The organism is Arthrobacter oryzae, assembly GCF_031454875.1.
Taxonomy (GTDB): Bacteria; Actinomycetota; Actinomycetes; order Actinomycetales; family Micrococcaceae; genus Arthrobacter; species Arthrobacter oryzae_D.
In genome coordinates, this window is sequence record NZ_JAVDRQ010000001.1 from 537,739 (window position 1) to 559,572 (window position 21,834).

A 21,834-nucleotide genomic window follows, 5' to 3' on the forward strand; every position below is an offset into this window, starting at 1 on the left:
CCTGCCCGGGGCAGCGGAAACAAACCCTGAACGGGCGCTTTGAAGGGCCCTGCCCGACCAGCCCTACCCGGCCAGCTTCGCCCGAAGCCCGCCGATGATCACGTCCAGGCCGAAGTCGAAGGCGTGCCCGCCCCGTTCCTCCGACGGCCCGGCATTACCGAGGGCCCGCTTGAGTGTGGGGTAGCCCTCCGCCGGCGGGTCCCAGACAACTTCCGGAGCCGCCAGGTCCAGCGCCGCGCCCAGGGCAAAGCTGTCGATGGTGGAGATGGCCGCCACGACGTCCCGGCCGCGGAATCCTGCTGCCTCGAGGGCCAGTGCCAAGTCCTCGTACAGCCCGATGACGTCAGGATCAGTGATCGTTTGCAGGACCAGGAGCGGCGCCAGCCGCGGGTGGCGCATAAACGCGTCCCGGTAGGCGCGGATCAGGACCCGCAGGGCGGCTTCCCAATCACTGTGGTCCACCGGCGCGTACGGCTCTTCGGTGATGATCCGGTGGCGCAGGAGCTCCAGGATCTCGTCCCTGCCCTTGACATGGTTGTAAATGGAGGACTGGCTGACGCCGATCTTCTTCGCCAGCTTAGGGAAGCTGAAGTCCCCGCCCTCATCCACCAGCTCGAGTGCGGCCGTGGTGAGGGCCTCCACGGATATCAACGGGAGGAGCGGGCGCCCCATGGGTTCTCCTGACTGCAGCTTTTAAACGTCATCCCAGCCTAGTCGGGGCGCCTGCTCAGACGAGGACGTCGATGGTCTCCGTGGCGCGCTTGGGAACCTGGCGGCGCAGTTTCATGGCCTCAACGACCCGTTGCTCTGCCAACCCGTAAGCGGCCTCGTGCGGAGTGATGCCCGCGCGCCTGCTTTCGTCCAGGACTGCGCCGGTGTTCGCCCTCAGTTTGGCTGAGATCATCGTGAAAATGTGCTCGGGGTCCACCACGAAGGGGGAGTAGCGTGCGGCCATGGAATGGGCCGCCGCCACGATGCCCCCGGCATTGGCAATGAAATCGGGCACCACAGTGATTCCACGCTGGTGCAGGATCCGCCGCGACGTGGGAGACGTGGGAAGGTTGGCGCCCTCCACGATGAGTTTGGCGTTGGTGCTGGCTGCCACGACGTCGTCGATGGTGTCTTCCCGGGCGGCCGGGATGAGGACGTCGGCGTCCACGTGCAAGGCTGCCTCCGCCGGAAGTACGGCACCGTAGTGGCGCACGCACGCGTCCCCGGTGGCGGCGCGGAGTTCCACCACTTTCGGGATGTCCAGGCCGTTGGGGTCATGAACCGCCCCGTCGGCGGTAGAGACGGCAACGACGACGGCGCCCAGCTCGCTGAGGCGGGTTGCGGCCGCCTGGCCTACCGCGCCAAAGCCCTGGATCGAAACCCGAGCGCCCTGGAGGCTGATCCCGCGGTTCTGCGCCGCAGCGTCAGCCGCCTCAGCGACACCGTAGCCGGTCACGCCGAGCTGGTCGTAGGGGAGCCCGCCCAATGCGCGCGGCAGTCCGGTGGAGGCTCCCCGGTCGCCAAGCTCGTCGAGGAAGATGGCCGCGTCTTCTTCCGTGAGGCCCATGTCCAGGCCGAAGACGTATTCCGACGGGACTTCGTTGGACAGGGTCCTGGCGAAGGCCCGGAGGATGGCTTCCTTGTTCGGATCGGCCGGATCTCCGAGGATGCCGGCCTTGGCGCCGCCGTGGAACAGGTCCACAGCAGCCCACTTCCAGGTCATGGTCCGGGCGAGACGGGCGACCTCCTGCACAGTGAGGCCGGGCCTCATCCGGGTGCCGCCCTTGCCGGTTCCCCGTGCGGTGTTGTCGATGACGAGGACGCCGCGCATGCCGGTCTTCCTGTCGGAGACGACCACGATCTTCTCGGGTCCCCACTGGTCAAAGAGTGCAAAGGTGCTGTCAGTCATTTCCGCGTGCTCCATTTTCTGGATGGTTGGTGGTTGGTTTATTTCAGGCAAAATTTCAGGCAAAATCTCAGGCGGGGTCAGGCAATGCGGACTCCGGGGAGGCGCCCCGCGGCCTCCACGCTGGCAGCCTTGAGGGCTGCCACCGACCCCTCCACGGCGGGGTTGACCGTGCTGGGCGCATGGAGGGCAACCACATGCCGCCGCACGGGAAGGTCGGCGATAGTCGCCGTCGCGATCGTGCCGGGCACATGCCCCAGCGCGGGGACCAGCGCCACGCCCAATCCGGAGCTGACAAACCTCCTGATGACGTCGTAGTCATCGCTTCGGCAGTGCACGTTGGGCTCAAACCCTGCCGCTGCACAAGCCCTGCGGAGCGAGCGGGCGCCCGACGTCCGCTCCCCGGTAGCCACCCACGTTTCCTTTCCCAGATCGGCGAGGACGATCTCCGAATCGGCGAACCGGTGACCGGGCGGCAGGAGCAGGACCAGGTCCTCATGAAGGAGCGGCTCTGCTTTCAGGGCCTTCGGCCAGGTTTGGGGCACCAGGTCGTAGTGGTAGACGATGGCCAGGTCGAGGTCACGGTCCAGCAGCAGTGGAATAAGGGTGTCCGGTTCGCCCTCATCAAGGTCGATGCCCACCTCGCGGTGCGTCCGCGCGAATGTTGAGAGGGACAGCGGAAGAAGCTGCTGGCTGGCGGTGGGAAAGCTGCCGAGCCGGACCTGGCCAAAATTCCCTTCGGACATGGCCCTTACCTCTTCTTCGAAGGAGGCTAAGGTTGCCAGGACATTTTGGGCACGTTCGGCGAGGAACCCGGCCGACGGTGTGGGCCGTATGCCGTGGGCGTCACGTTCGAAGAGGGACATCTTGACGGACCGCTCCAGACTGGATATTTGCTGGGAGACGGCCGAGCCGGTGTAGCCAAGTGATCGGGCGGCCTCAGCAAACGATCCGGTCCGTAGCACGACGATGAAGGTCCGCAAATGCAGGGGGTTCAGCATGGTTGCCTCCTGTCGCTGGAACGGCGCCGCCGTTCAAACTGCCCGGCCCGGGGTGAGGATCCCCAGGGGGTCGAAAGCGGTTTTGACGAGGCGGTGAGCGGCCAGTGTTGCCGGCTCAAGTTGCTTGCTGAGCGATCCCACCTTGAGGGAGCCGATGCCGTGCTCTCCGCTGATGGTGCCGCCAAGCAGGATGGCCTGGTCCGTGATCAGGTCAAGGATGCGCTCTGCCTCTGCATAGGCCTCGGGGGTTTCGTCCCCGATGACCACGGAGGGATGCAGGTTGCCATCCCCGGCATGGGCGAAAGTGGGAATCTCCACGTTGTTGGCTGAACCGATCTGTTCCAGCGCAATGAACATCTCGGCCAGCCGCGAGATGGGGACGGCAACGTCGCACGAAGCGCGGAGCCCCCGTGCGTCGAGCGCTTTGCCGGACACCCGGCGGGCTTCCACGAGAACGTCGCCGTCTGCCTGCTCGACGCCGGTGGCACCCGCCCGGGTGCACAGCCGGGCCGCGACGGCGGCGTCCGCTTCCGACGTAGGGGAAATGAACTGGCCCACCAGGATGGCGGCTCCACCGGTTGACAGGCCCGTCGGGTGGAACTGTTCGACGATCCTGACGCTGGCACGGTCCATCAGTTCCATGACGTCAGGAACCACTGAACTGCCCATGATGGCCGTGACGGCTTTGCCGGCTGATGCCGCGGAAGGAAATGTTGCCCGGAACGTCACGGCTTTCCCCTCTGGGCGGGGATGCAGCCGCAGGGTAGCTCCGGTCACGATCCCCAGCGTCCCTTCGGAGCCGACAAAGAGGCTGGTCAGGTCGTAGCCTGCCACGTTCTTCCGTGTCTTTGCGCCGGTGGAGATTACATCTCCGTTGGCCAGGACCACTGCCAGGCCGGCCACGCTGTCAGAGGTGACCCCATACTTCACACACCGCAGGCCTCCCGCGTTGGTGGCGATGTTGCCGCCGATCGTGGACTGCCGGTAGCTCGCCGGATCCGGCGCGTACATCAGGCCGTACTCCGCGGCAGCGGCATCGAGGTCCGCCGTGACCACACCTGCTTGGACCTGGGCGAGGCGGTTGTCCGGATCGATGCTGAGGATCGCATCCATCCGGGCAAGGGAAATCACCAGCCCGCCCTTATAGGCCACGGCTCCTCCGGCCAAGCCCGTCCCGGCGCCCCGTACGGACACGGGAACCTGGTGCCGGGCGGCCCATTTAATCCCCGCAACGACGTCTTCCGTGGAACGGGCTGCCAATACCCCCGCGGGCAGGCCGTCGGGGATGGCGCGTGAGGCATCCGCGCTGTAGCGGGCCAGGTCTGCGGGATCGGTCAGCACCCGCTGCCCGAGCTGGCGGCGGAGTTCCTGGACGGTTGTCACTGGTGGTGTCCTTACTGGGGATGGGGTGGCAGGATGCGGTGCGCGCGGCAGCCGCCCCGGGGGCGGCTGCCGCGTGCATGCTTGGCTAGATGAACGTGACGCCCTGGGCGAGCGGCAGCTGCCCGGAGAAGTTGATGGTGTTGGTGGCCTGCCGCATGTAGGCCTTCCACGAGTCGGAGCCCGATTCGCGGCCGCCGCCGGTTTCCTTTTCACCTCCGAACGCGCCGCCAATTTCCGCGCCCGAGGTGCCGATGTTCACATTGGCAATGCCGCAGTCTGAACCGCCGGCCGAGAGGAACAGCTCGGCTTCGGTCTGGTCCTGGGTGAAGATCGCCGAGGACAGGCCCTGCGGAACGGCATTGTGGACCTCGATGACCTCGTCCAGGTTTTCGTACGTCATGACGTACAGGATCGGGGCGAAGGTTTCGTCATGCACGACGGCGGTCTGGGCGGGCATGCGCACGACGGCCGGTTCCACGTAGAAGGCCTCCGGGTGCTCGTCCGCCAGGACGCGGTTGCCGCCCTGCACCACTTCGCCGCCTTCGGCGACGGCCTGGGCCAGGGCATCCTGCTGCGCCTTGAAACTTCCGGCGTTGATCAGGGGTCCTACGAGCGTTCCCTCCTGGGTGGGGCTGCCGATGTTCAGCGTGCGGTAGGCCTCCACGATCCGGGGAACGAGGGTGTCGGCGATCGAGGTGTGCACAAAGAGGCGGCGCAGTGAGGTGCAGCGCTGCCCTGCGGTGCCTGCGGCGGCAAAGACGATGCCGCGAAGGGCCAGGTCCAGGTCGGCGGAGGGGGCGACGATGGCGCCGTTGTTGCCGCCGAGTTCCAGCAGCGCACGGCCGAACCGCCGGGCGATGGTGGGGGCGATCTCCTGGCCCATGCGGACGGAGCCGGTTGCGGAAACGAGGGCGATACGCGGGTCCTCGACCAGCTTCTGCCCTCCGGTGCGGTCGGTCAGCAGCAGGTGGTGGATACCGGCCGGTGCCCCGACGTCCTTGACGGCACGGGCAAGGAGGGTGTCGACGGCGAGGGCGGAGAGGCGGGTGGCGTCCGCCGGCTTCCAGACCAGGGTGTCGCCGGCCACCAGTGCCAGGGCCGCGTTCCAGGCGAAGACAGCCACGGGGAAGTTGAACGCCGAGATGATTCCGACGACGCCGAGCGGGTGCCACGTTTCGGCCAGCCGGTGCCCGGGGCGCTCGGAAGGCATGGTTTTGCCGTACAGCTGGCGGGACTGGCCAACGGCCAGGTCGGCGATGTCAATCATCTCCTGCACCTCGCCCAGGGCTTCGGAGCGGATCTTGCCCACCTCGGCGGTGATCAGCGCGGCGACGTCCTCCTTGTGCTCGGTCAGCAGCTGTCCCCAGCGCTTGACGACGGCGCCGCGGACCGGGGCGGGAACGTTTCGCCATGTTTTGAACGCCTCGGCAGCAGTGGAGACAGCTGCCTCGATGTCCTCGTCGGTGTGGACCCTGGTGGTGAGGATGACGTCACCGGTGATGGGCGTCCGGGTTTCGCGCGGACCGGCGAGCAGGGCCGGGTCCACCCCGATGGCCTGCAGGCTCTTGTGGACTTCAGCGGCGATCTCGGACGTCGCCGGCAGGGCGGGAGCAATGGTGGTCATGGTTCCTTCTTTCGGGTTGGATTTACAGGTTGGACTGGATGTCGGTGATGGTGATACCGAGGATGCGTTGCGCCTCCGCCAGGGATGCGGAACGCTGCGCGGAGTACAGTTCGTTGGGATCGAAGATCCTGCGGCCCAGGACGTCGGACAGCCGGTCGATGTCGTACGGGGTGCCGATCTGACCGTCGTCGCGGCAGCCGTCGTCAGTGAGGTTTGACTGGAAGATCCCGGCTGCCGAACGCGGCAGGAAATCCTCGTAGACTATGGGCTCGGGAACCAGGACTCCGGTTTCCACGAGGTTCCGCAGGGATGCGGATCCGGTCCGGGGGGCCGGGGCAGGATCGGCCACGCGGTAGGTGAAGTGGGCGAGGCCCTGGAGCGCCAGTTCCTGTTCAGTGCTCGGCAGGTTCCTGCGCCAGACCTGCTCGGCAATCTCGGCGCGCGGCGTCCCGGCCGGGCTCGCGGCCAGCCAGGAATCCACCTCGGCCACCATGCGGTCGTAGAGGTTCCGGCCGGTTTCGGTGAGGGCGATTCCGCGCTGTTCCACTTCCCCGAAGCGGACCCGGAGCGACCCGGGGCGAACCTCGCCATCGGCGTAGCGGAAGGACCTTTCTTCAGCGAGGGCGCGGAAGGAGGTCTGCCGGAGCAGGATGTCCGGCCCTTCCCAGTTGGGCGGGCCTTGGATCTCGTCGATCATCGTGATGCCGCGGGCTTCCATCCTGGCGTACAGGTCATCGATGTCCAGTACGCGGGGGGTGAGGTGGTTGATGTGGGTCGAGGGGACGCCGCCGATGTCGGCCGCTACCGCTGAGATGCCCTCCAGCTTGAAGTACCAGTCGTGGTCAACGGGTGCGGCGGACAGCTTGAATGCTGAGGTGGCCAGCTCCAGGAGCCGTTCGGCGTCGTGCTGGTCGAGTTCGCCTTCCCGGGCGGTCCGGTCGGCAAGCTCGAGCAGTTCGTCGGAGAACAGAGTCCGCGCGCCGATAAAGGTTTCGAGGTGCTGCTGCGTTTCCTCGTCGAAGAAGCGCCGGTCATCATGGGCCAGCATGGACGTGAAGACGCGGAACGGGTTCCTTGCCAGCTCCTCGGGGTCGATGGGGCGGAAGGCTGTGGAGACCACCGGTACCGAGCTCTTGGAAGCGTCCCGGAGGTCATAGAAGCCCACCGGGTGCATGCCAAAGGCGGCGAATATCCGCGCCACCTGGGCAAGCTCGCGGTGTGAGCCCACGCGGATGGCGCCATGGCGCTCGGCGGTGACGCGCTGGACGCTGCCCAGGCGTTCTGCGTCCTGCCCGTTCCTGCGGATGAAGTCCTCGTTCACCTCCCGTGAGACGTCCACCAGCGTGTTGTAGGCAGGGACTTCGTTGCCGTACAGGGTGGCAAGGCGCAGGGCGAATTCCGCCCTCAGTTCCCACAGTTGCAGCTTCGTTGTTGTTGGCATGGGTCTTCCTTTCAATCCTTTGGATGTTGGCGCGGGGATCATGGCGCGGAGGTTGCCGGTTCCGCGGTTCAGATGATGTGGACTTCCTTCACCCGGGAGAGCTCGCCGGCGAAGCGGGCGGCACTGAACTGTTCAGGATCCATAAAGGACTCGCGGCCCAGGTAAATGTCCCTGACGAGCTCGCCGACTGCCGGGCCCTGCAGGAACCCGTGCCCCGAGAAACCCGTGGCGTACAGGAAGCCTTCTACGGTGTCGGAGGAACCGATCATGGCGTTGTGGTCCGGCGTGTTCTCGTACAGTCCGGCCCAGCCGACCTCCAGCTCCTGCCGGGCAAGGGAGGGGGCCACGGTTTCTGCGGCACGGTTGAAGGCTGGCAGCCACTGGTAGTCGAACTCACGGCAGAAGCCCGGTTCCTGGTCCTGGTTGGAGATACCCAGCAGCATCCCGTTGAGGTAGTTGTGGAAGTACATCGTGGTGGACAGGTCCAGGGTGAACGGAACGGTGGGGTAAGGCACCATGCACTGGGGCGTCATCCCGATCTGCCGCCTGACCGGCTCAATCGGCAGGTGGACGCCCGCCATGGCGCCAAGCCTGGTGGACCAGGCGCCGGCAGCGCAGATGACAGTGCTGGTCCGGACTGGACCGCGGTTGGTATGGACCGCCCGCACCGAACCGCTGCCGGCGTCGATCTCCAGGACCTCGGTGTCCTCACAGATGGTGACGCCCAGCTCCATGGCCGCCTGGGCATAGGCGCGGACCACCTTGGAGGGCTCGGCAAAGCCGTCGCGCGGAGAATGGGAGGCGCCCAGGAGGGCTCTCGGGTCCAGGAAGGGATTGATGCGATGGGCTTCCTCGGGGGAAACCATCCGGCTGGAACCGCCCAGCGAGTTCTGGATGTGGGTGCTTGCCTCCACCTCGAACAGCTCAGCCTCGGTGCGGCACAGGAAGAGGTAGCCCACCTGCCGGAGGCCGATGTCAGCGCGGAATTTCTCGCCGAAACGCTCATAGGCCTCCAAACTGCGCTGCCCCAGGCTGATGTTCCCCGGGTCGGAGAAGGTGGCACGGACTCCTCCCAACGGCTTGGCTGAGGACCCGGAACCGAGCGAATTGCGTTCGATGATGACAATGTTCCCGACGCCCGCCTCCGCCAGGTGAAAGGCGATGCTGGCCCCCATGATCCCGCCGCCGAGAATCACCACTGCCGCCTCCGCGGGAAGCGGCGCAGTTGGTGACTTGGCCAGCGGGACGACGTTGTCCACGAGCTTGATCTGCATGTTTTCCTCCAAAAGCCTGTCTTGCAAACAAGCTTGGAGCCACCGGCCGTTTAGGTCTATCGATACATTTTCATGGTTCCATATAGATTTGCTATATGAAATGGACATTCGAACAACTCAAGACGTTCAAGGTGGTCGCCGAACTGGGGACCATGACGTCGGCAGCGGAAGCCTTGGGATTCACTCCGGGCGCGGTGTCCCAGCAGATGGCGGCGCTGCAGGGCAGCGTTCCGCGGCCGTTGTTTGCCCGTGATGGGCGCCGGGTGGCATTGACGGATGCGGGCAAGACCCTGCTCCGCCATGCCGCCGTGCTCCTCGAAGACGAACGCCGGGCCGCGGCAGCCCTCAGTGGTCCGCAGTCCGAGCAGCGAGCGGTTGTGGCAGTGGGTGTTTTCGGCTCGGCAGCCGTTTCAGCGATGCAGCCGGCCATCGGCCACCTGCGGAACTCGTCGCCGAATGTGGCCATCCAGGCCGTGGAAGTCGACGTCGAAACCATGCCACAGGCCATCCTGGAGTCCCGCATCGACATCGCTTTGGGGCTGAACTACGCTGACGCGCCGCAGCCTCCCCTGCGCGGCGTTGTGTCCCAGACGCTGCACCGGGAGCCGTTCCTCATGGTCCTGCCTCCCTCGGCGCGCGAATACCTCGCAGACCCGCCGGCGCTCGCGGACTACGCAAACAACAGCGACTGGATCCTTCCACCAGTTGATACCTACTTTGGCCGGGCCTGCCGGTTTGCCTGCGCACGGTCCGGCATCGAACCGAACGTCCAGCACCTCGTGACCGATACGGCCGTCTCCATCGCCCTCGCCGAATCGGGAATCGGGATCACCCTGGCCACGCCGCTCATGATGGGGCTGAGGCCAACGGACGCTCCGACGGCGGTCATGCCCGGCGAGTCGAGCAGGAGCATCGTGGCCATCGTGCGTTCCTCGGCCCTCGAACGGGACAGTGTCCGGGCGGTCCGGGACGCCCTGGTGCACGCCTTCAGTTCAAGCGCGGTGATCGGCTGAGGCGCTGTTCCGGGGCAGCAGACAGGGCCGGGGAGCGAAAGAGTCCCTTGCGGCAGGGCTACTTTCGCTCGCCCTCGAGTGCTTCCGGTCACAGTTCCGCTCCTCCATAGTCGTTGGAGAACAACCGGGGGAAGCAAGCCGGACATCGGCCGGACACAACGACGGAGAGATGGAAATCCATGAATCCTGCACGTCAATTGCACAGGAACCTCAAACCACGGCAGCTCACCATGATCGCCATCGGCGGTGTCATCGGGGCCGGCCTCTTCGTCGGCTCGGGAGTGGTGATCAACGACGCCGGCCCGGGCGCCTTCCTCAGTTACGGAATCACGGGCCTGCTTATGATTCTGGTAATGCGGATGCTCGGCGAAATGGCTACGTCCAACCCCTCAACGGGTTCCTTCGCCGACTATGCACGCCGGGCCCTGGGCGGCTGGGCGGGATTCTCGGTTGGCTGGCTTTACTGGTACTTCTGGGTCATCGTCGTGGGCTTTGAGGCCGTTGCCGGGGCGAAGGTGCTCTCCTACTGGATCGATGCTCCCCTATGGGTGCTCTCCTTGGGCCTGATGCTGCTGATGACCTGTACCAACCTGTTCTCCGTCGCGTCCTTTGGGGAATTCGAGTTCTGGTTTGCCGGCATCAAGGTAGCCGCGATCATCGCCTTCCTGGTCCTCGGAGGCGCCTTCGTCCTCGGCTTCTGGCCGGAGCGGACTTTGGACTTCAGTAACCTCGTTGCCCACGAGGGCTTCCTGCCGCACGGGCCGGAGGCAATCTTCTCGGCCATCGTGGTCGTGGTCTTCTCGATGGTCGGCGCGGAAGTTGCAACCATCGCCGCGGCAGAAACAGAAGATCCCGTGCGCTCGGTCACCAAGGCCATGAAGTCAGTGGTTGTCCGGATTTCGATCTTCTATGTCGGTTCGCTTTTCCTCCTGGCCGTCATCGTCCCGTGGAACTCCACCGAACTCGGCGCGTCCCCGTTCGTCACGGCCTTCACCGTAATGGGGATTCCCTTTGCGGACACCGTCATGAATGCCGTGGTGCTTACCGCCGTGCTTTCCTGCCTGAACTCGGGCCTCTACACCTCGTCAAGGATGCTCTTCGTCCTGGCGGCCCGGCGTGAAGCACCGGCTGCGCTGACCCGGGTCAGCAGGGGTGGCGTGCCGATGGTCGCAATCCTGGCTTCTTCGGTGGTCGGATTTCTCTGCGTGATCGCCGCCGCGATTTCGCCCGACGGAGTGTTCCTCTTCCTGCTGAATTCATCCGGCGCCATCATCCTCTTCGTGTATCTGCTGATTGCCCTTTCGCAGATTGTCCTGCGGAGGCGCGCCAAGGAGGAGGAGCTGACGGTGAAGATGTGGCTCTTCCCCGGACTGTCCATCCTCACGGCGGCCGCGATCGCTGCCGTGCTGCTTCAGATGGCCATGACGTCCGGCACCCAGGTTTCACTGGCGCTGAGCTGCCTGTCCTGGGCGGTGGTGCTGGGGATCTACGTCGCAGTTCGGAAGCGCGGCGGTTCGGTGGACATGCCGGACCCGGCCGCAGCAGAAGCACCCGGCCCGAGCCTGGTCATGGCGGAAAGTGCCGCGCCGGGGGATGTGCAGGCCAAGGTGTAGCCGCGCTTCAGGCGGGCGCTGGGCTGTGGTGCCGGTGGCTTATGCCGCCGGCACCGCAGCCCCTGTGCGTCCTGCCCGGTCGCCCGGGCGCGCCCGCCGGTCCATTTTGGGAAATCTATTGTGCTCTGCGCCACACGCATTCATAATAAACGAAAGCCTTTCGTTTAGCAGGGCTCCCAAGAAAGGACGGACTAGTGCCGGATACCCAAACCAGACCACCGACGTCGTCCGCTGACGGCGCCCTCAAGCGCAACGCCCTGGGAACAGGCGGAATTGCCTTCCTCGTCATCTCCGCCGCAGCCCCGCTCACCGTCATGGCAGGCGTGGCGCCCGTAGCCATCGGCGTGGGCGGCATCGGCGCCCCGGCCGGCTACCTCCTGGCCGGCATCGTGCTCACCCTCTTCGCCATCGGCTTCATGGCCATGACCCGCCACGTCAAGGCATCCGGCGGCTTCTATACCTACATTTCACTGGCCATGGGCAAGACAGTGGGGCTGGCCTCCGCCATCCTGGCGATCGTCTCCTACAACTGCCTCCAGATCGGCGTCTACGGTCTCTTCGCCGTCCAGACGCACGACATGTTCAAGGTGCTCTTCGGACTCGAGGTGCCCTGGCCGGCCATCGCGCTCGCCGCCGTTGCAGCCGTCTGGTTCCTCGGCTACCGGGGGATCGACGTCGGCGCGAAGGTGCTCGGCGTGCTCCTGGTCGCCGAGACGGGCATCCTGGCCGTGATGGGAGTGGGCATCCTCGGCAGCGGCGGAGCCCACGGGATCAGTGTGGGTTCCTTCAGCCCGGAGAACGCGTTCGGGCCGGGCGTCCTGGCGATCCTGGGCATCTGCTTCGCCGCCTTCATGGGCTTCGAGTCCACCGTGCTGTACCGTTCAGAAGCCCGCAACCCGGACAGGTCCGTGCCGCGGGCCATGTACATCGCCGTCGGCTTCATGTCCGTTTTCTATGCCTTCATCGTCTGGACGGTGGTCCAGGCCTACGGCGAAGACCGCGCAGTGGAAGCCGCCGGGGAACTGGCCGGCGGGATGTTCTTCCAGACCATCAACCACTATGTGGGCCCGTGGGCCGAAGTGGTGATGTACATCCTGATCGTCACCAGCGTCTATGCCTCGCAGCTGGCCTTCCACAACGCGATCAACCGCTACGTCTACATGCTGGCCCGCGACGGCGTGCTGCCCGCCTTCCTTGGGCGGACCCACCCCAGGTTCCAGTCACCGCACCGCGCCGGCCAGCTGCAGACAGTCCTCGCCGCCGTGGTCATCACCATCTGCGCCCTGCTCAACGCCGACCCCTACCAGCAGCTCCTGATCTGGGTGAACACCCCCGGGATCTTCGGCATCGTAGGGCTCCAGGGCCTGGTTTCGGTCGCGGCCTTCCTCTACCTGCGCCGGAACCCCGCCGCAGCCACGCACAAACTGATGGTGCCGCTCAGCCTGGCCTCGGCCATCCTGCTCTTCGGCGTGGTGCTGCTGATTGGCCTGAACATCGAGCTGCTCACCTTTGCCGACGCACTGACCAACACCATCCTCATCCTCGTGACGCCGCTCGTCTTCATCGCCGGGCTGCTGGCCGCCCATTGGGTGCGCCGCCACCGTCCCGCGATCTTCGCGCAGATTGGAAGCTTTGAAACCCATGAATCCTGATTTAGTCATCCTGGCCGACACCATCCACACGATGGAGGGCCGGTTGCCCGGGAGCACGGCTCCGCAGGCGGTGGCGGTCCAGGGCGGCGTGATTGCCGCCGTCGGAAGCCGTGACGACGCCGAAAACTGGCCCGCCGCGGAGGTCATCGACTTCGGTGCCGCAGTGCTGACCCCCGGCCTGGTGGACTGCCATATCCATCCTGTTTTCGGACTGGAGCTGACCCGCGGCCGTGACCTGTCCGGCGCCGCAGACCTTGCCGAGGTGCGCGCATTGCTGCGCGCCGAAGCGGCAGCCATCCCCGCGGGGGACTGGGTGCGGGGCTGGGGCCTGGACCCCAATGTGTTCGGTTCCGCCGCCGCCCACCGCGAGCTGATTGACGACGTCGTCTCCGGGCTGCCGTGCCTCATCCGCCTTTTCGACGGGCATTCCGCACTGGCCAGTACAAGGGCCCTCGAACTGGCGGGCGTCACCGGCCCGGGGAAGTTCGACCAGGCGTCGGAAGTGGTCTGCGACGGCAGCGGCAGGCCCACCGGACTCCTGCTGGAGGCCGCCGCAATTGAGCTCGTGGCGCGCGTAATGCCGGCCGAGCCCTTCGCGGAACGGAAGGCGAGGCTGGCCGAACTCTTCACGCAATTCTCCCGGGCCGGGCTGACCGGGGCGCACGTGATGGACTGCGGGGAGGGCTCGCTGGAGCTCTTCCGCGCCCTCGAAAACGACATGGAGGGCGGCCTGCCGCTGCGCTTGCGGATCTCCCCGTGGTGCATGCCCGGCAGCGGCGAGGAGGACTGGCACCGGCTCGCGGGGCAGATCGGGCTGGGCGGTAAGCGCTGGGAAGTGGCCGGCGTCAAGCTGTTCGTAGACGGCACGGTGGACAACGGGACCGCGTGGCTGTTCGAACCCGACGCCTACGGGGAGTCCGTGGCCCCGTTCTGGCCCCGCCCGGAGGAGTACGCGGCGGCGGTGCGCTTCTTCGCCGGCCGCGGGATTCCCACGGCCACGCACGCAATCGGGGACGCCGGAGTGGCCGCGGTCCTGGACGCTTTCGAGTCCCTGCCTCCCGCGGTGCGGTCGGGTGCACCGGCCGCCGTGCATCGGATCGAACACCTCGAAACCGTCCCGAACGCCCTCATTGAACGGTTCTCCCGCGCGGGCCTGGTGGCAAGCATGCAACCGACGCACTGCACCCACTACTCCCGCGCCGACCAGACGGACAACTGGTCCGTTCGGCTGGGGACGGAACGAGCGAACAACGCCTGGCGGTGCGCGGACCTCCGCGCGGCGGGAACCACCCTGGGGCTTGGCTCCGACTGGCCGATCGCCCCGTTCGAACCGCTGCCCATCCTGGCGGACGCGCAATTACGACGCCGGGCCGGCCATCAGGGCGAACAGCCGGTGGTTCCGGGCCAGGCCCTCACTGCCTTGCAGGCGCTCGAAGGGTACACCTCGCATGCCGCCAAGGCTGCCGGGGAATGGGCGGTTTCCGGGTCCGTCAGCGTGGGCAAGCGCGCGGACTTCACGGTGTTCGACGTCGACCCGCTGTCGGTTGCGCCGGATGACCTGGCTGATGCGCAGGTTCTGGCCACGTTCATGGACGGGCGGGTGCAGCACCTGGCGGTGGGAGCAGTCCGGTAGGACCCGGGCCCGGCACGCGGCGTCGGCTTGGGGCCGGACGCCGCGTGCCTAGTCTGTACGCATGGACAAGCCGGAGAATGGGACGAACCACACCCTGCAAAACTATTTGCCCACGAACTCTAGGGACAGGTTCACTTTCCGGCGGTAGCATGCCCGTATGGCTATCGCGCGCTTCCCCACCCTCGTTATCGACTGCCCCGACGCCGGGGCCCTTGCGGCCTTTTATGCTGCCCTCCTCGGCTGGAACGTGAAGGATGACGATGACTGGGTCGAGATCCGGCCCGATGACGGCAGCAACTGCATTTCGTTCCAGCAGGTGGACGGCTACCAGGCCCCCGCATGGCCCGGCCAGTCCCACCCACAGCAGATGCACCTGGACCTGGTGGTGCAGGACCTGGACGACGGCGAAAAGGAGGCCATCAAGCTGGGAGCCAGCAAAGCGGAGACGCAGCCCGGCACAACCTTCCGCGTGTTCCTCGACCCGGCCGGCCACCCGTTCTGCCTCTGCCTCAGCTAGGCGGTTCGAACGGGTTCACTGACTCCCTGCGTATTCCGTTCCTGACGTGCGGGGCGGCAAAGCGGCGCACAACTCTGTTTCCGGGACGCTGGGTCCTCAGCTGTCGTCGGAAGTAGTGGTGCTATGGACGCCGCCGGGTGACGGTGCCAAGGTGAATCAGCACAGGTGAACTGTCCGGCACTGAGGCAACGGAGGTTGGTCATGAATCCCGACGAACTGGTCTTCCACCCTTGGGTTGTTCAGGGGCCGCGGGAGGTGCCGACCTTCGTCGGCGGCTCCGGGAGCTACGTGGTCGACGCCCGCGGACGGCGCTACCTGGACTTCAGCTCACAGCTGGTGTTCACTAACCTCGGTCACCAACATCCGCGGATCGTAGCCGCGATCAAGGAGCAGGCCGACCGCTTGTGCACGCTCGCTCCCGCCCATGCGTCCGATGTCCGGGGTGAAGCGGCGCGGCTGATTGTAGAGGTCTCGCCGGAGCGCCTCGGGCATGTGCTGTTTACCACCGGCGGAACGGAGGCCATTGAGCATGCGGTCCGGATGGCGCGGCTTTACACGGGACGACCGAAGGTGCTCGCCGCCTACCGCTCCTACCATGGCTCGACATCGACGTCGATCCACCTCACCGGTGACCCGCGCCGCTGGGCCTCGGACACCGGCGCGGCGGGTGCTGTCCATTTCTTCGGTCCGTTCCTGTACCGCTCGGTGTTCGGATCGAGGACGCCGGAGGAAGAATGCGAGCGGGCGCTCGCCCATCTAGAGCAGGTGATCCTCCTGGAAGGCCCGTCGACGATCGCGGGGCTGGTCCTGGAATCTGTGATCGGCAGCTCGGGCGTCATCGTGCCGCCGGCTGGCTACCTGCGCGGGGTCCGCGAGCTGTGCGACCGCCATGGCATCGTCTACATCGCGGACGAGGTAATGGTCGGTTTCGGCCGCACAGGCGCCTGGTTCGGCGTCGACCACGATGGCGTCGCACCGGACCTTCTGGCGTTCGCGAAGGGCGTGAACTCCGGGTATGTGCCGCTGGGCGGTGTGCTGGTTGGGGACGCAATCTACGAGATGTTCACCAAACGCCCCTACCCGGCGGGCCTGACGTACAGCGGCCACCCGCTCGCCTGCGCAGCAGCGGTCGGCGCCATCAACGCGATGCGCGAGGAGGACACTGTCGCAGCAGCTGCCCGACTCGGCACGGACATCCTGGGTCCGGGGCTCAGGGAGCTTGCTGCTAAGCACGAGTCCATCGGGGACGTTCGCGGCACAGGCGGCCTTTGGACCCTGGAACTTGTCCGCGACCGGCTGACCAAAGAGCCGCTCGTGCCGACAGGAGCCACTGGCACGGCGAATGCGCCAATGGTCGGCTTCACTAAGGTGTGCCTGGACCGGGGATTGTTGCCGCTGACCATGGGCAACCGCGTCAATGTTGCCCCTCCACTCAACGTAAGCGACTCCGACGCCACCGCAGGCCTGGCGATCCTGGACGAGGCACTGGCCGCAGCCGACGAATTCCTGGATTAGAGCGGAAGGCCGCGAATGACGTGTGACCGTAGCCACGGCGAGCTGCGCTTGCGTGTTTCGTCTGGTGCGCAGCAGCGCCATTGTCAGCCGGTATTCACGTTTTGAAGTACATGTTTCGTCTCGGTTTTTGGCGGGGGTCGATGTGGGGTGGCGGGATGAACCAGGGGATCCCGGATTTGACCTGGATGTGCCACTGTTCCTTGTGGATCAGGTGGTGGTGATGGGAGCACAGCAGCGTGCCGTTCTCGGTGCTGGTGGATCCGCCGTGTGACCAGTAGGTGATGTGGTGGGCTTCGCACCAGGGCGCGGGGATGGTGCAGCCGGGGAATGCGCAGCCCTGGTCGCGGGCGGTGATGGCTTTGCGGATGTGGGGCGGGAAGATCCGGGTGGCGCGGCCGATATCCAGGATCGGTCCTTCGCTGCCGAGCAGGACGGGGATGATGTCGGCGTCGCAGGCGATCTTCCGGACTGTGGCGGCGTTGACCGGCCCGGTGAACGTGAACGAGCCCGTGCCCGGGAGCCTGCCTGTGCTTGTGTTTCTGGGGCTTCCGGGGCTGAGAGTGGTCTCGCTTTCTTGGTCTGTGGTGTGTTCGAGCCGGTCCAGGAGGTCGCGGTAGTCGATGGTGACCATGACCTGCGGGCGGAGGCCGCCTGACGTGGGAAGGCCGCTGGTGCTCAGGCCTGCCTTGCAGGCGCCGACCAGGCCGTCGAGGAGCCGCTGCGGCCGGGTCCGCAGGTCCAGGGCGGCACCAGCTGCGCCGCCGATCCCTTCGCCGCTGCCCGGGCTGGTGTTCGGGCTGGTGTCTGCGTCACCGGTGCCGCCATCACCGTCGCCGGTGTCCTCGGCTCGGCCGTCAGCAGCGCCGGTCCGGGTGCGGGGGTTGGTGGCGGTGTTCATCACGGTCAGAAGGGGCTCGCATTGGTCCGGGGTGGCGAAGATTTCGATGTGCTGCAGCCCGCGGCGGGCCTGCCGCAGGAACACGCCCTGGCGGCGGCGGAGCTCTTCCTCGGACGGTTCGGACCCGTCCTGGTCGATCCCCTCGATCCAGTGCCGGGCGACCCGGGACAACAGATCCGCATCACTGTCCACCGCCTGCCGGGTCAGCTGGTGCTCCATCCGGGCCAGCGTCTCTACCGGGGCGTGGTGCCCGACCCGGTCCAACGCCAGGGTGATGATCGTCGCGGCCCGGGACCCCACAGCGGCGGCCACAACGGCGGCGGCGAGTTCGGGCCGGACCGGAGGCTCGATGTGTCCGGTGATCCCGGCCCGGGGCAACACCGCGGACGAGAGGGCGATCCGGCGGCGGGCTTCGGCAATGCTGATCCGCAAACTGGTGCGGAGGAACTCGGCCGCGTTCCGGGACCCGTCATCGGCCGGATCCGGTCCAGCGGGGTTCACCGCCGGGGGCACCACATGTCCGGCAGCGGCCGGAGTTCGGGTCCCTTCATGATCCCCGGCCGTTTCCGTGCCCCAGCCCGTGACCCACCCGACGGCCGCACCCGAACCGGCTGATCCTGAGCCGACTACTGCTGACCGCGCTGCCGCCTGCGCCTCACGACGGGTCCGGTTCACCGCCCCGGCCGCAACAATCTGCAAATACTCGGCAGCCCGGGAAACTTCCTCGACGCTGGCGGCGAAGTCCGCAGCCTCACGGAAACTGAGCAGCGCCGCGTCCTCAACCGCCGTCGAACCCACAGCCTTCAGCAGCTCAAGGCACCGGGACAGCTCACCGGACGCCCCGCCGTCGGGCCCTGGAACAGGCAAATGCTGGAGCCCCGCAGGGATACTGCGCAATCCCCGGACGCGCGCCGCAGGCGATGGCACGGCGGCCGGTGGAACAGCAGAACCGGCAGCGGGCAGCGTGGCCCACCGCAACGCCACTCCTGCTGCAAGATCCCCCACGGCTTCCATGAACCAAGTCTGCCGCGACGGTGTGACAATTTAGGCCCTGCTGCAGACAGAGGAACCCGTCAGTCGCCACAGGTCCCGGAATAGGGGGACTCTTGCCCACGAAGGAGAGCGAAAAAGCCTACTCCGCGCTGTCCATGTGCTCGCCCCAGCTGGTCTCCGGGCCTTCCTGGCCTTCGCCCAGGGCTTCCCACATCGCCAGGTGGCACATGAAGTGGCCCGGGGCGGCGCCATGCCAGTGCTCTTCACCCGGCGGTGTGTAGATGGTGTCGCCGGGACGGATCTCGATGACCTCGCCGCCGCGGGACTGAACCAGGCCGCGGCCCTCGGTTACGTGCAGGGTCTGGCCGTTCGCGTGTGAGTGCCATGCGGTGTGGGCGCCGGGCGAGAAACGGACCATGTTCAAGCGCAGCTGCGAGGGATCCTCGCCTTTGGCGATCACGTCGAACCAGACGTCGCCGCGGAACATCTCCGCCGGTCCCTTGTTGCTTGGCGTCTTCGGCTGGATTTCCAACTGTTCTCCTCTGGTGCTGGGTTGGGCGTGGCTGGTTTGTGCGCCGGAGGGCGCCGGATGTCACGCCCAACGGGCTGAGCTGCACGCCGGTGGGCGCGGCAAGCACGCCTTCAACACTAGGAGGCTCCACCGGCGGCTGGGAGGCCCTGTCAGTACCTGTATCAGCAGAACCTTCCCCGCGCGGAGAGGACGCGGTTTGCTGGATAAGCGCCGAAAACCTAAGGAGCACCACCATGGCAACAGAGACCTCTTCACCGGCCCAGCGGCTCATCGGCGATGTCGCGCCCAAGCTGGCGCAGCTTACTGACGACGTGCTGTTCGGTGATGTCTGGGCGCGGCCCGGGCTCTCACCCAGGGACCGCAGCCTCATCACCGTCGCGACGCTCACCGCCCTTTACCGGACTGGACAGCTTCCCTCCCACCTGCGCCTCGCACTTTCCAACGGCCTCACGCCGGACGAGCTGGTGGAGGCCATCACCCATCTGGCCTTCTACGCAGGGTGGCCGAACGCCATGACGGCCGCCACGGCGCTCAAGGAAGTCCTTGCCGAACAGGCAACCACGGCGGAAACCCACGACGACGGCGCACGCCGGCTGACCGGCCCGGCCCGCCACTGCCTCTGCACCCTTAGACCCACACAACATCACCCTGACCGGCGGCGTTGCCCCCGCCCGGGCCTACATCGGAGAACTCATGCCGGACATCCTCGCGGGAACAATCCAGCCCGGCAAGGTGTTTGACCAGACTGTGGCCCTCGACGACGTCCCCGCCGGCTACCGGGCCATGGCCGACCGCACAGCACTCAAAGTGCTCATCCGCCCCTAAGACTTTCACCCAACCAAATGAATCCCTCACCCAACACAGGAGAGAAATTGCTTACCGCTAACGCCTACGCCGCCCCGTCCGCTGACGGAGCCCTCATTCCCACCACCATCGAACGCCGCGACGTCGGCCCGCACGATGTGCTGATCGAGATCAAGTACGCCGGCATCTGCCACTCTGACATCCACACCGTCCGCGGCGACTGGGGACCCCAGCAGTACCCGCTGGCCCCGGGCCACGAAATCGCCGGAATCGTCACCGAGGTCGGCGCCGAAGTGACGAAACACGCCGTCGGCGATCGCGTCGGCGTCGGCTGCATGGTCAACTCCTGCCGCGAGTGCGTCAACTGCCAAAAGGGCGAGGAACAGTACTGCCTTAAGGGAATGACCGGCACCTACGGCGCCGTGGATCGCGACGGCACCATCACCCAGGGCGGCTACTCCACCCACGTTGTCGTCGTTGAGGACTTCGTGGTGCGGATCCCGGAGGGCATCGAGCTCGACGTCGCCGCGCCGCTGCTCTGCGCCGGCATCACCACCTACTCGCCGCTGCGCCACTGGGGCGCGGGTCCCGGCAAGAAGGTGGCCATCGTCGGACTCGGCGGGCTCGGCCACATGGCCGTCAAGATCGCCCACGCCATGGGCGCCGAGGTCACCGTGCTGTCGCAGTCGCTGAAGAAGCAGGAGGACGGCCTGAAATTGGGTGCGGACCACTACTACGCCACCAGCGATGAGAACACCTTCAGCGACCTGGCCGGCAGCTTCGACCTGATCATCAACACCGTCAGCGCCAAGATCGACATCAGCTCCTACCTGCAGCTGCTGACCCTCGACGGCGCCCTGGTGAACGTGGGCGCCCCGGCGGAACCGCTCCCGGTGAACGTCTTCTCACTGATCATGGGCCGCCGGTCCTTCGCCGGATCGGCCATCGGCGGCATCCGCGAAACCCAGGAAATGCTCGATTTCTGCGCCGAGCACAACCTGGGCGCCGAGGTCGAGGTCATCCCGGCCGAGAAGATCAACGACGCCTACGAACGCGTTCTGGCCTCCGACGTCCGCTACCGCTTCGTCATCGACACCTCGACCCTGGTCTAACCAACGAACCAAGTAACCAAGTCACCAGGCAACAAAACTCGCGAGCCAACAAAGCAGTGCCGTCCTCAGGAGAGGGCGGCACTGCTTTCGTCCTGGGCACTGCTTTCGTAGTTAACATCCACCAGCTGGACCTCCACGCCAGTGCCACGGAAGAGTTCCACCTGCCCCGGGTCAGCCCCGGCGTCCGTCACGAGAGTCCACGGGAGCGGAATCCGCGCCCACGCATGGAACGGCCGCTTGCCGAGCTTGGTGGAATCGGCAAGGACGTACACGTTGTCCCCGCGGCGGGCCATCAGCTCCTTGAGCCGGGTCTGCGCGTGGTCCGCCTCGCACAGCCCGTCGTCGGCAGTGACCGCGTCCGCCCCGAGGAAGACGCGGTCGAAACTCATCCGCTCCAAAGCCGCCTCGGCAAGCGGCCCCACGAATGTCTGGCTGACGCCGCGAAGCCGCCCGCCCAGGCAGTCCACCTGGATGCCGGGGGAGTCTGCCAGCTCCTGGAGCGTGTTGATGCCGGGGGTAGTGACGGACAGGTTTTCCCGGCCGCGCAGGGCGTGGGCCAGGGCGCCCACAGTCGAGCCGCCGTCGAGCAGGACGATTTCGCCATCCTGCACCTTGCCGGCCGCCCACGCCGCGATGGCCTGCTTCTGTTCAAAGGCTTCGCCGGTGCGCTGCCGCAGCGAGGGCTCCGGGTGCGCCCCGAGCGCCACGGCACCGCCGTACGTGCGTGCCAGTTTCCCCTGCTCGTTGAGCTGGGCCAGGTCCCGCCGGATGGTGGAGGCCGTGACGGCAAAATGGCGGGAGAGCTCCTCCACGGAGGCGAGGCCGGTGGTCACGGCGAGGTGGTAAATCTCTTCGCGCCTGGCTTTGGCGGTGGTCATCTCTGGCTCTCCTTCGGCGGCGGCTGGTGCCACCGCAGCTTTTCCTGGCGGTCG

General features: G+C 66.5%; 18 protein-coding genes. 8 read left to right on the plus strand and 10 right to left on the minus strand.

The features are described 5' to 3' along the window. Window positions 1-63: 63 nt before the first annotated feature. The 7 genes from J2805_RS02555 to J2805_RS02585 all read right to left on the minus strand — a co-directional run bounded on the left by J2805_RS02555 (window position 64) and on the right by J2805_RS02585 (window position 8,620). Entirely contained in the window at window positions 64-672 is a 609-nt protein-coding gene (locus J2805_RS02555; RefSeq protein WP_309968657.1) for a TetR/AcrR family transcriptional regulator, read from the minus strand. A gap of 55 nt (window positions 673-727) precedes the next feature. Next, entirely contained in the window at window positions 728-1,900 is a 1,173-nt protein-coding gene (locus tag J2805_RS02560; protein WP_309968659.1) for a Glu/Leu/Phe/Val family dehydrogenase, read from the minus strand. Between the two features lie 77 nt (window positions 1,901-1,977). Next, window positions 1,978-2,898 (minus strand): LysR family transcriptional regulator, encoded by a 921-nt coding sequence (locus J2805_RS02565; protein WP_309968662.1) that lies wholly within the window; start codon window positions 2,896-2,898, stop codon window positions 1,978-1,980. Between the two features lie 33 nt (window positions 2,899-2,931). Continuing rightward, window positions 2,932-4,281, minus strand: a complete 1,350-nt coding sequence (locus J2805_RS02570; RefSeq protein WP_309968665.1) for an FAD-binding oxidoreductase — start codon at window positions 4,279-4,281, stop codon at window positions 2,932-2,934. 85 nt (window positions 4,282-4,366) lie between these two features. Beyond that, on the minus strand, window positions 4,367-5,905 hold the full coding sequence (amaB, locus tag J2805_RS02575; RefSeq protein WP_309968668.1) for an L-piperidine-6-carboxylate dehydrogenase: 1,539 nt from the start codon (window positions 5,903-5,905) through the stop codon (window positions 4,367-4,369). A gap of 22 nt (window positions 5,906-5,927) precedes the next feature. Beyond that, on the minus strand, window positions 5,928-7,346 hold the full coding sequence (gene hglS / locus J2805_RS02580) for a 2-oxoadipate dioxygenase/decarboxylase (protein WP_309968671.1): 1,419 nt from the start codon (window positions 7,344-7,346) through the stop codon (window positions 5,928-5,930). A gap of 68 nt (window positions 7,347-7,414) precedes the next feature. Beyond that, window positions 7,415-8,620, minus strand: coding sequence for an NAD(P)/FAD-dependent oxidoreductase (locus tag J2805_RS02585; protein ID WP_309968674.1), 1,206 nt, complete (start codon window positions 8,618-8,620; stop codon window positions 7,415-7,417). Window positions 8,621-8,715: 95 nt separating this feature from the next. Here J2805_RS02585 and J2805_RS02590 point away from each other — a divergent pair, with 95 nt between their 5' ends. From J2805_RS02590 to J2805_RS02615, 6 genes are all read left to right on the plus strand, one after another. After that, complete coding sequence (locus J2805_RS02590; RefSeq protein WP_309968677.1) at window positions 8,716-9,633, plus strand: LysR family transcriptional regulator; 918 nt, start codon at window positions 8,716-8,718, stop codon at window positions 9,631-9,633. 179 nt (window positions 9,634-9,812) lie between these two features. Continuing rightward, entirely contained in the window at window positions 9,813-11,246 is a 1,434-nt protein-coding gene (locus J2805_RS02595; RefSeq protein WP_309968679.1) for an amino acid permease, read from the plus strand. A 194-nt stretch (window positions 11,247-11,440) separates the two neighbouring features. Next, entirely contained in the window at window positions 11,441-12,898 is a 1,458-nt protein-coding gene (locus tag J2805_RS02600) for an APC family permease (RefSeq protein WP_309968681.1), read from the plus strand. Continuing rightward, window positions 12,888-14,531 (plus strand): amidohydrolase, encoded by a 1,644-nt coding sequence (locus J2805_RS02605; RefSeq protein WP_309968684.1) that lies wholly within the window; start codon window positions 12,888-12,890, stop codon window positions 14,529-14,531. The genes J2805_RS02600 and J2805_RS02605 overlap by 11 nt, the downstream gene beginning before the upstream one ends. 157 nt (window positions 14,532-14,688) lie before the next feature. After that, on the plus strand, window positions 14,689-15,048 hold the full coding sequence (locus J2805_RS02610; protein WP_309968686.1) for a VOC family protein: 360 nt from the start codon (window positions 14,689-14,691) through the stop codon (window positions 15,046-15,048). A 180-nt stretch (window positions 15,049-15,228) separates the two neighbouring features. After that, window positions 15,229-16,563: an aspartate aminotransferase family protein gene (locus J2805_RS02615; RefSeq protein WP_309969112.1), complete on the plus strand. Its 1,335-nt coding sequence runs from the start codon at window positions 15,229-15,231 to the stop codon at window positions 16,561-16,563. 94 nt (window positions 16,564-16,657) lie between these two features. Here J2805_RS02615 and J2805_RS02620 read toward each other — a convergent pair whose 3' ends face one another. Further along, window positions 16,658-18,475: an HNH endonuclease signature motif containing protein gene (locus J2805_RS02620; protein WP_309968690.1), complete on the minus strand. Its 1,818-nt coding sequence runs from the start codon at window positions 18,473-18,475 to the stop codon at window positions 16,658-16,660. A 118-nt stretch (window positions 18,476-18,593) separates the two neighbouring features. Beyond that, window positions 18,594-18,986, minus strand: a complete 393-nt coding sequence (locus J2805_RS02625) for a (R)-mandelonitrile lyase (protein WP_309968694.1) — start codon at window positions 18,984-18,986, stop codon at window positions 18,594-18,596. A 233-nt stretch (window positions 18,987-19,219) separates the two neighbouring features. On the opposite strand from J2805_RS02625, the gene J2805_RS02630 reads away from it, so the two are divergent. Then, entirely contained in the window at window positions 19,220-19,726 is a 507-nt protein-coding gene (locus tag J2805_RS02630; RefSeq protein ID WP_309968697.1) for a carboxymuconolactone decarboxylase family protein, read from the plus strand. Window positions 19,727-19,858: 132 nt separating this feature from the next. Further along, entirely contained in the window at window positions 19,859-20,902 is a 1,044-nt protein-coding gene (locus tag J2805_RS02635; protein WP_309968700.1) for an NAD(P)-dependent alcohol dehydrogenase, read from the plus strand. A gap of 65 nt (window positions 20,903-20,967) precedes the next feature. Here the strand turns inward: J2805_RS02635 and J2805_RS02640 are convergent, their stop codons facing one another. After that, entirely contained in the window at window positions 20,968-21,780 is an 813-nt protein-coding gene (locus J2805_RS02640; protein WP_309968703.1) for a DeoR/GlpR family DNA-binding transcription regulator, read from the minus strand. Window positions 21,781-21,834 lie beyond the last annotated feature (54 nt).

Coding starts and splice junctions, on each gene's coding strand:
- J2805_RS02640 (WP_309968703.1), bottom strand. CDS start 21,780: ATGACCACCGCCAAAGCCAGGCGCGAAGAGATTTACCACCTCGCCGTG.
- J2805_RS02595 (WP_309968679.1), top strand. CDS start 9,813: ATGAATCCTGCACGTCAATTGCACAGGAACCTCAAACCACGGCAGCTC.
- amaB (WP_309968668.1), bottom strand. CDS start 5,905: ATGACCACCATTGCTCCCGCCCTGCCGGCGACGTCCGAGATCGCCGCT.
- J2805_RS02565 (WP_309968662.1), bottom strand. CDS start 2,898: ATGCTGAACCCCCTGCATTTGCGGACCTTCATCGTCGTGCTACGGACC.
- J2805_RS02555 (WP_309968657.1), bottom strand. CDS start 672: ATGGGGCGCCCGCTCCTCCCGTTGATATCCGTGGAGGCCCTCACCACG.
- J2805_RS02620 (WP_309968690.1), bottom strand. CDS start 18,475: ATGGAAGCCGTGGGGGATCTTGCAGCAGGAGTGGCGTTGCGGTGGGCC.
- J2805_RS02590 (WP_309968677.1), top strand. CDS start 8,716: ATGAAATGGACATTCGAACAACTCAAGACGTTCAAGGTGGTCGCCGAA.
- J2805_RS02560 (WP_309968659.1), bottom strand. CDS start 1,900: ATGACTGACAGCACCTTTGCACTCTTTGACCAGTGGGGACCCGAGAAG.
- hglS (WP_309968671.1), bottom strand. CDS start 7,346: ATGCCAACAACAACGAAGCTGCAACTGTGGGAACTGAGGGCGGAATTC.
- J2805_RS02605 (WP_309968684.1), top strand. CDS start 12,888: ATGAATCCTGATTTAGTCATCCTGGCCGACACCATCCACACGATGGAG.
- J2805_RS02630 (WP_309968697.1), top strand. CDS start 19,220: ATGGCAACAGAGACCTCTTCACCGGCCCAGCGGCTCATCGGCGATGTC.
- J2805_RS02585 (WP_309968674.1), bottom strand. CDS start 8,620: ATGCAGATCAAGCTCGTGGACAACGTCGTCCCGCTGGCCAAGTCACCA.
- J2805_RS02610 (WP_309968686.1), top strand. CDS start 14,689: ATGGCTATCGCGCGCTTCCCCACCCTCGTTATCGACTGCCCCGACGCC.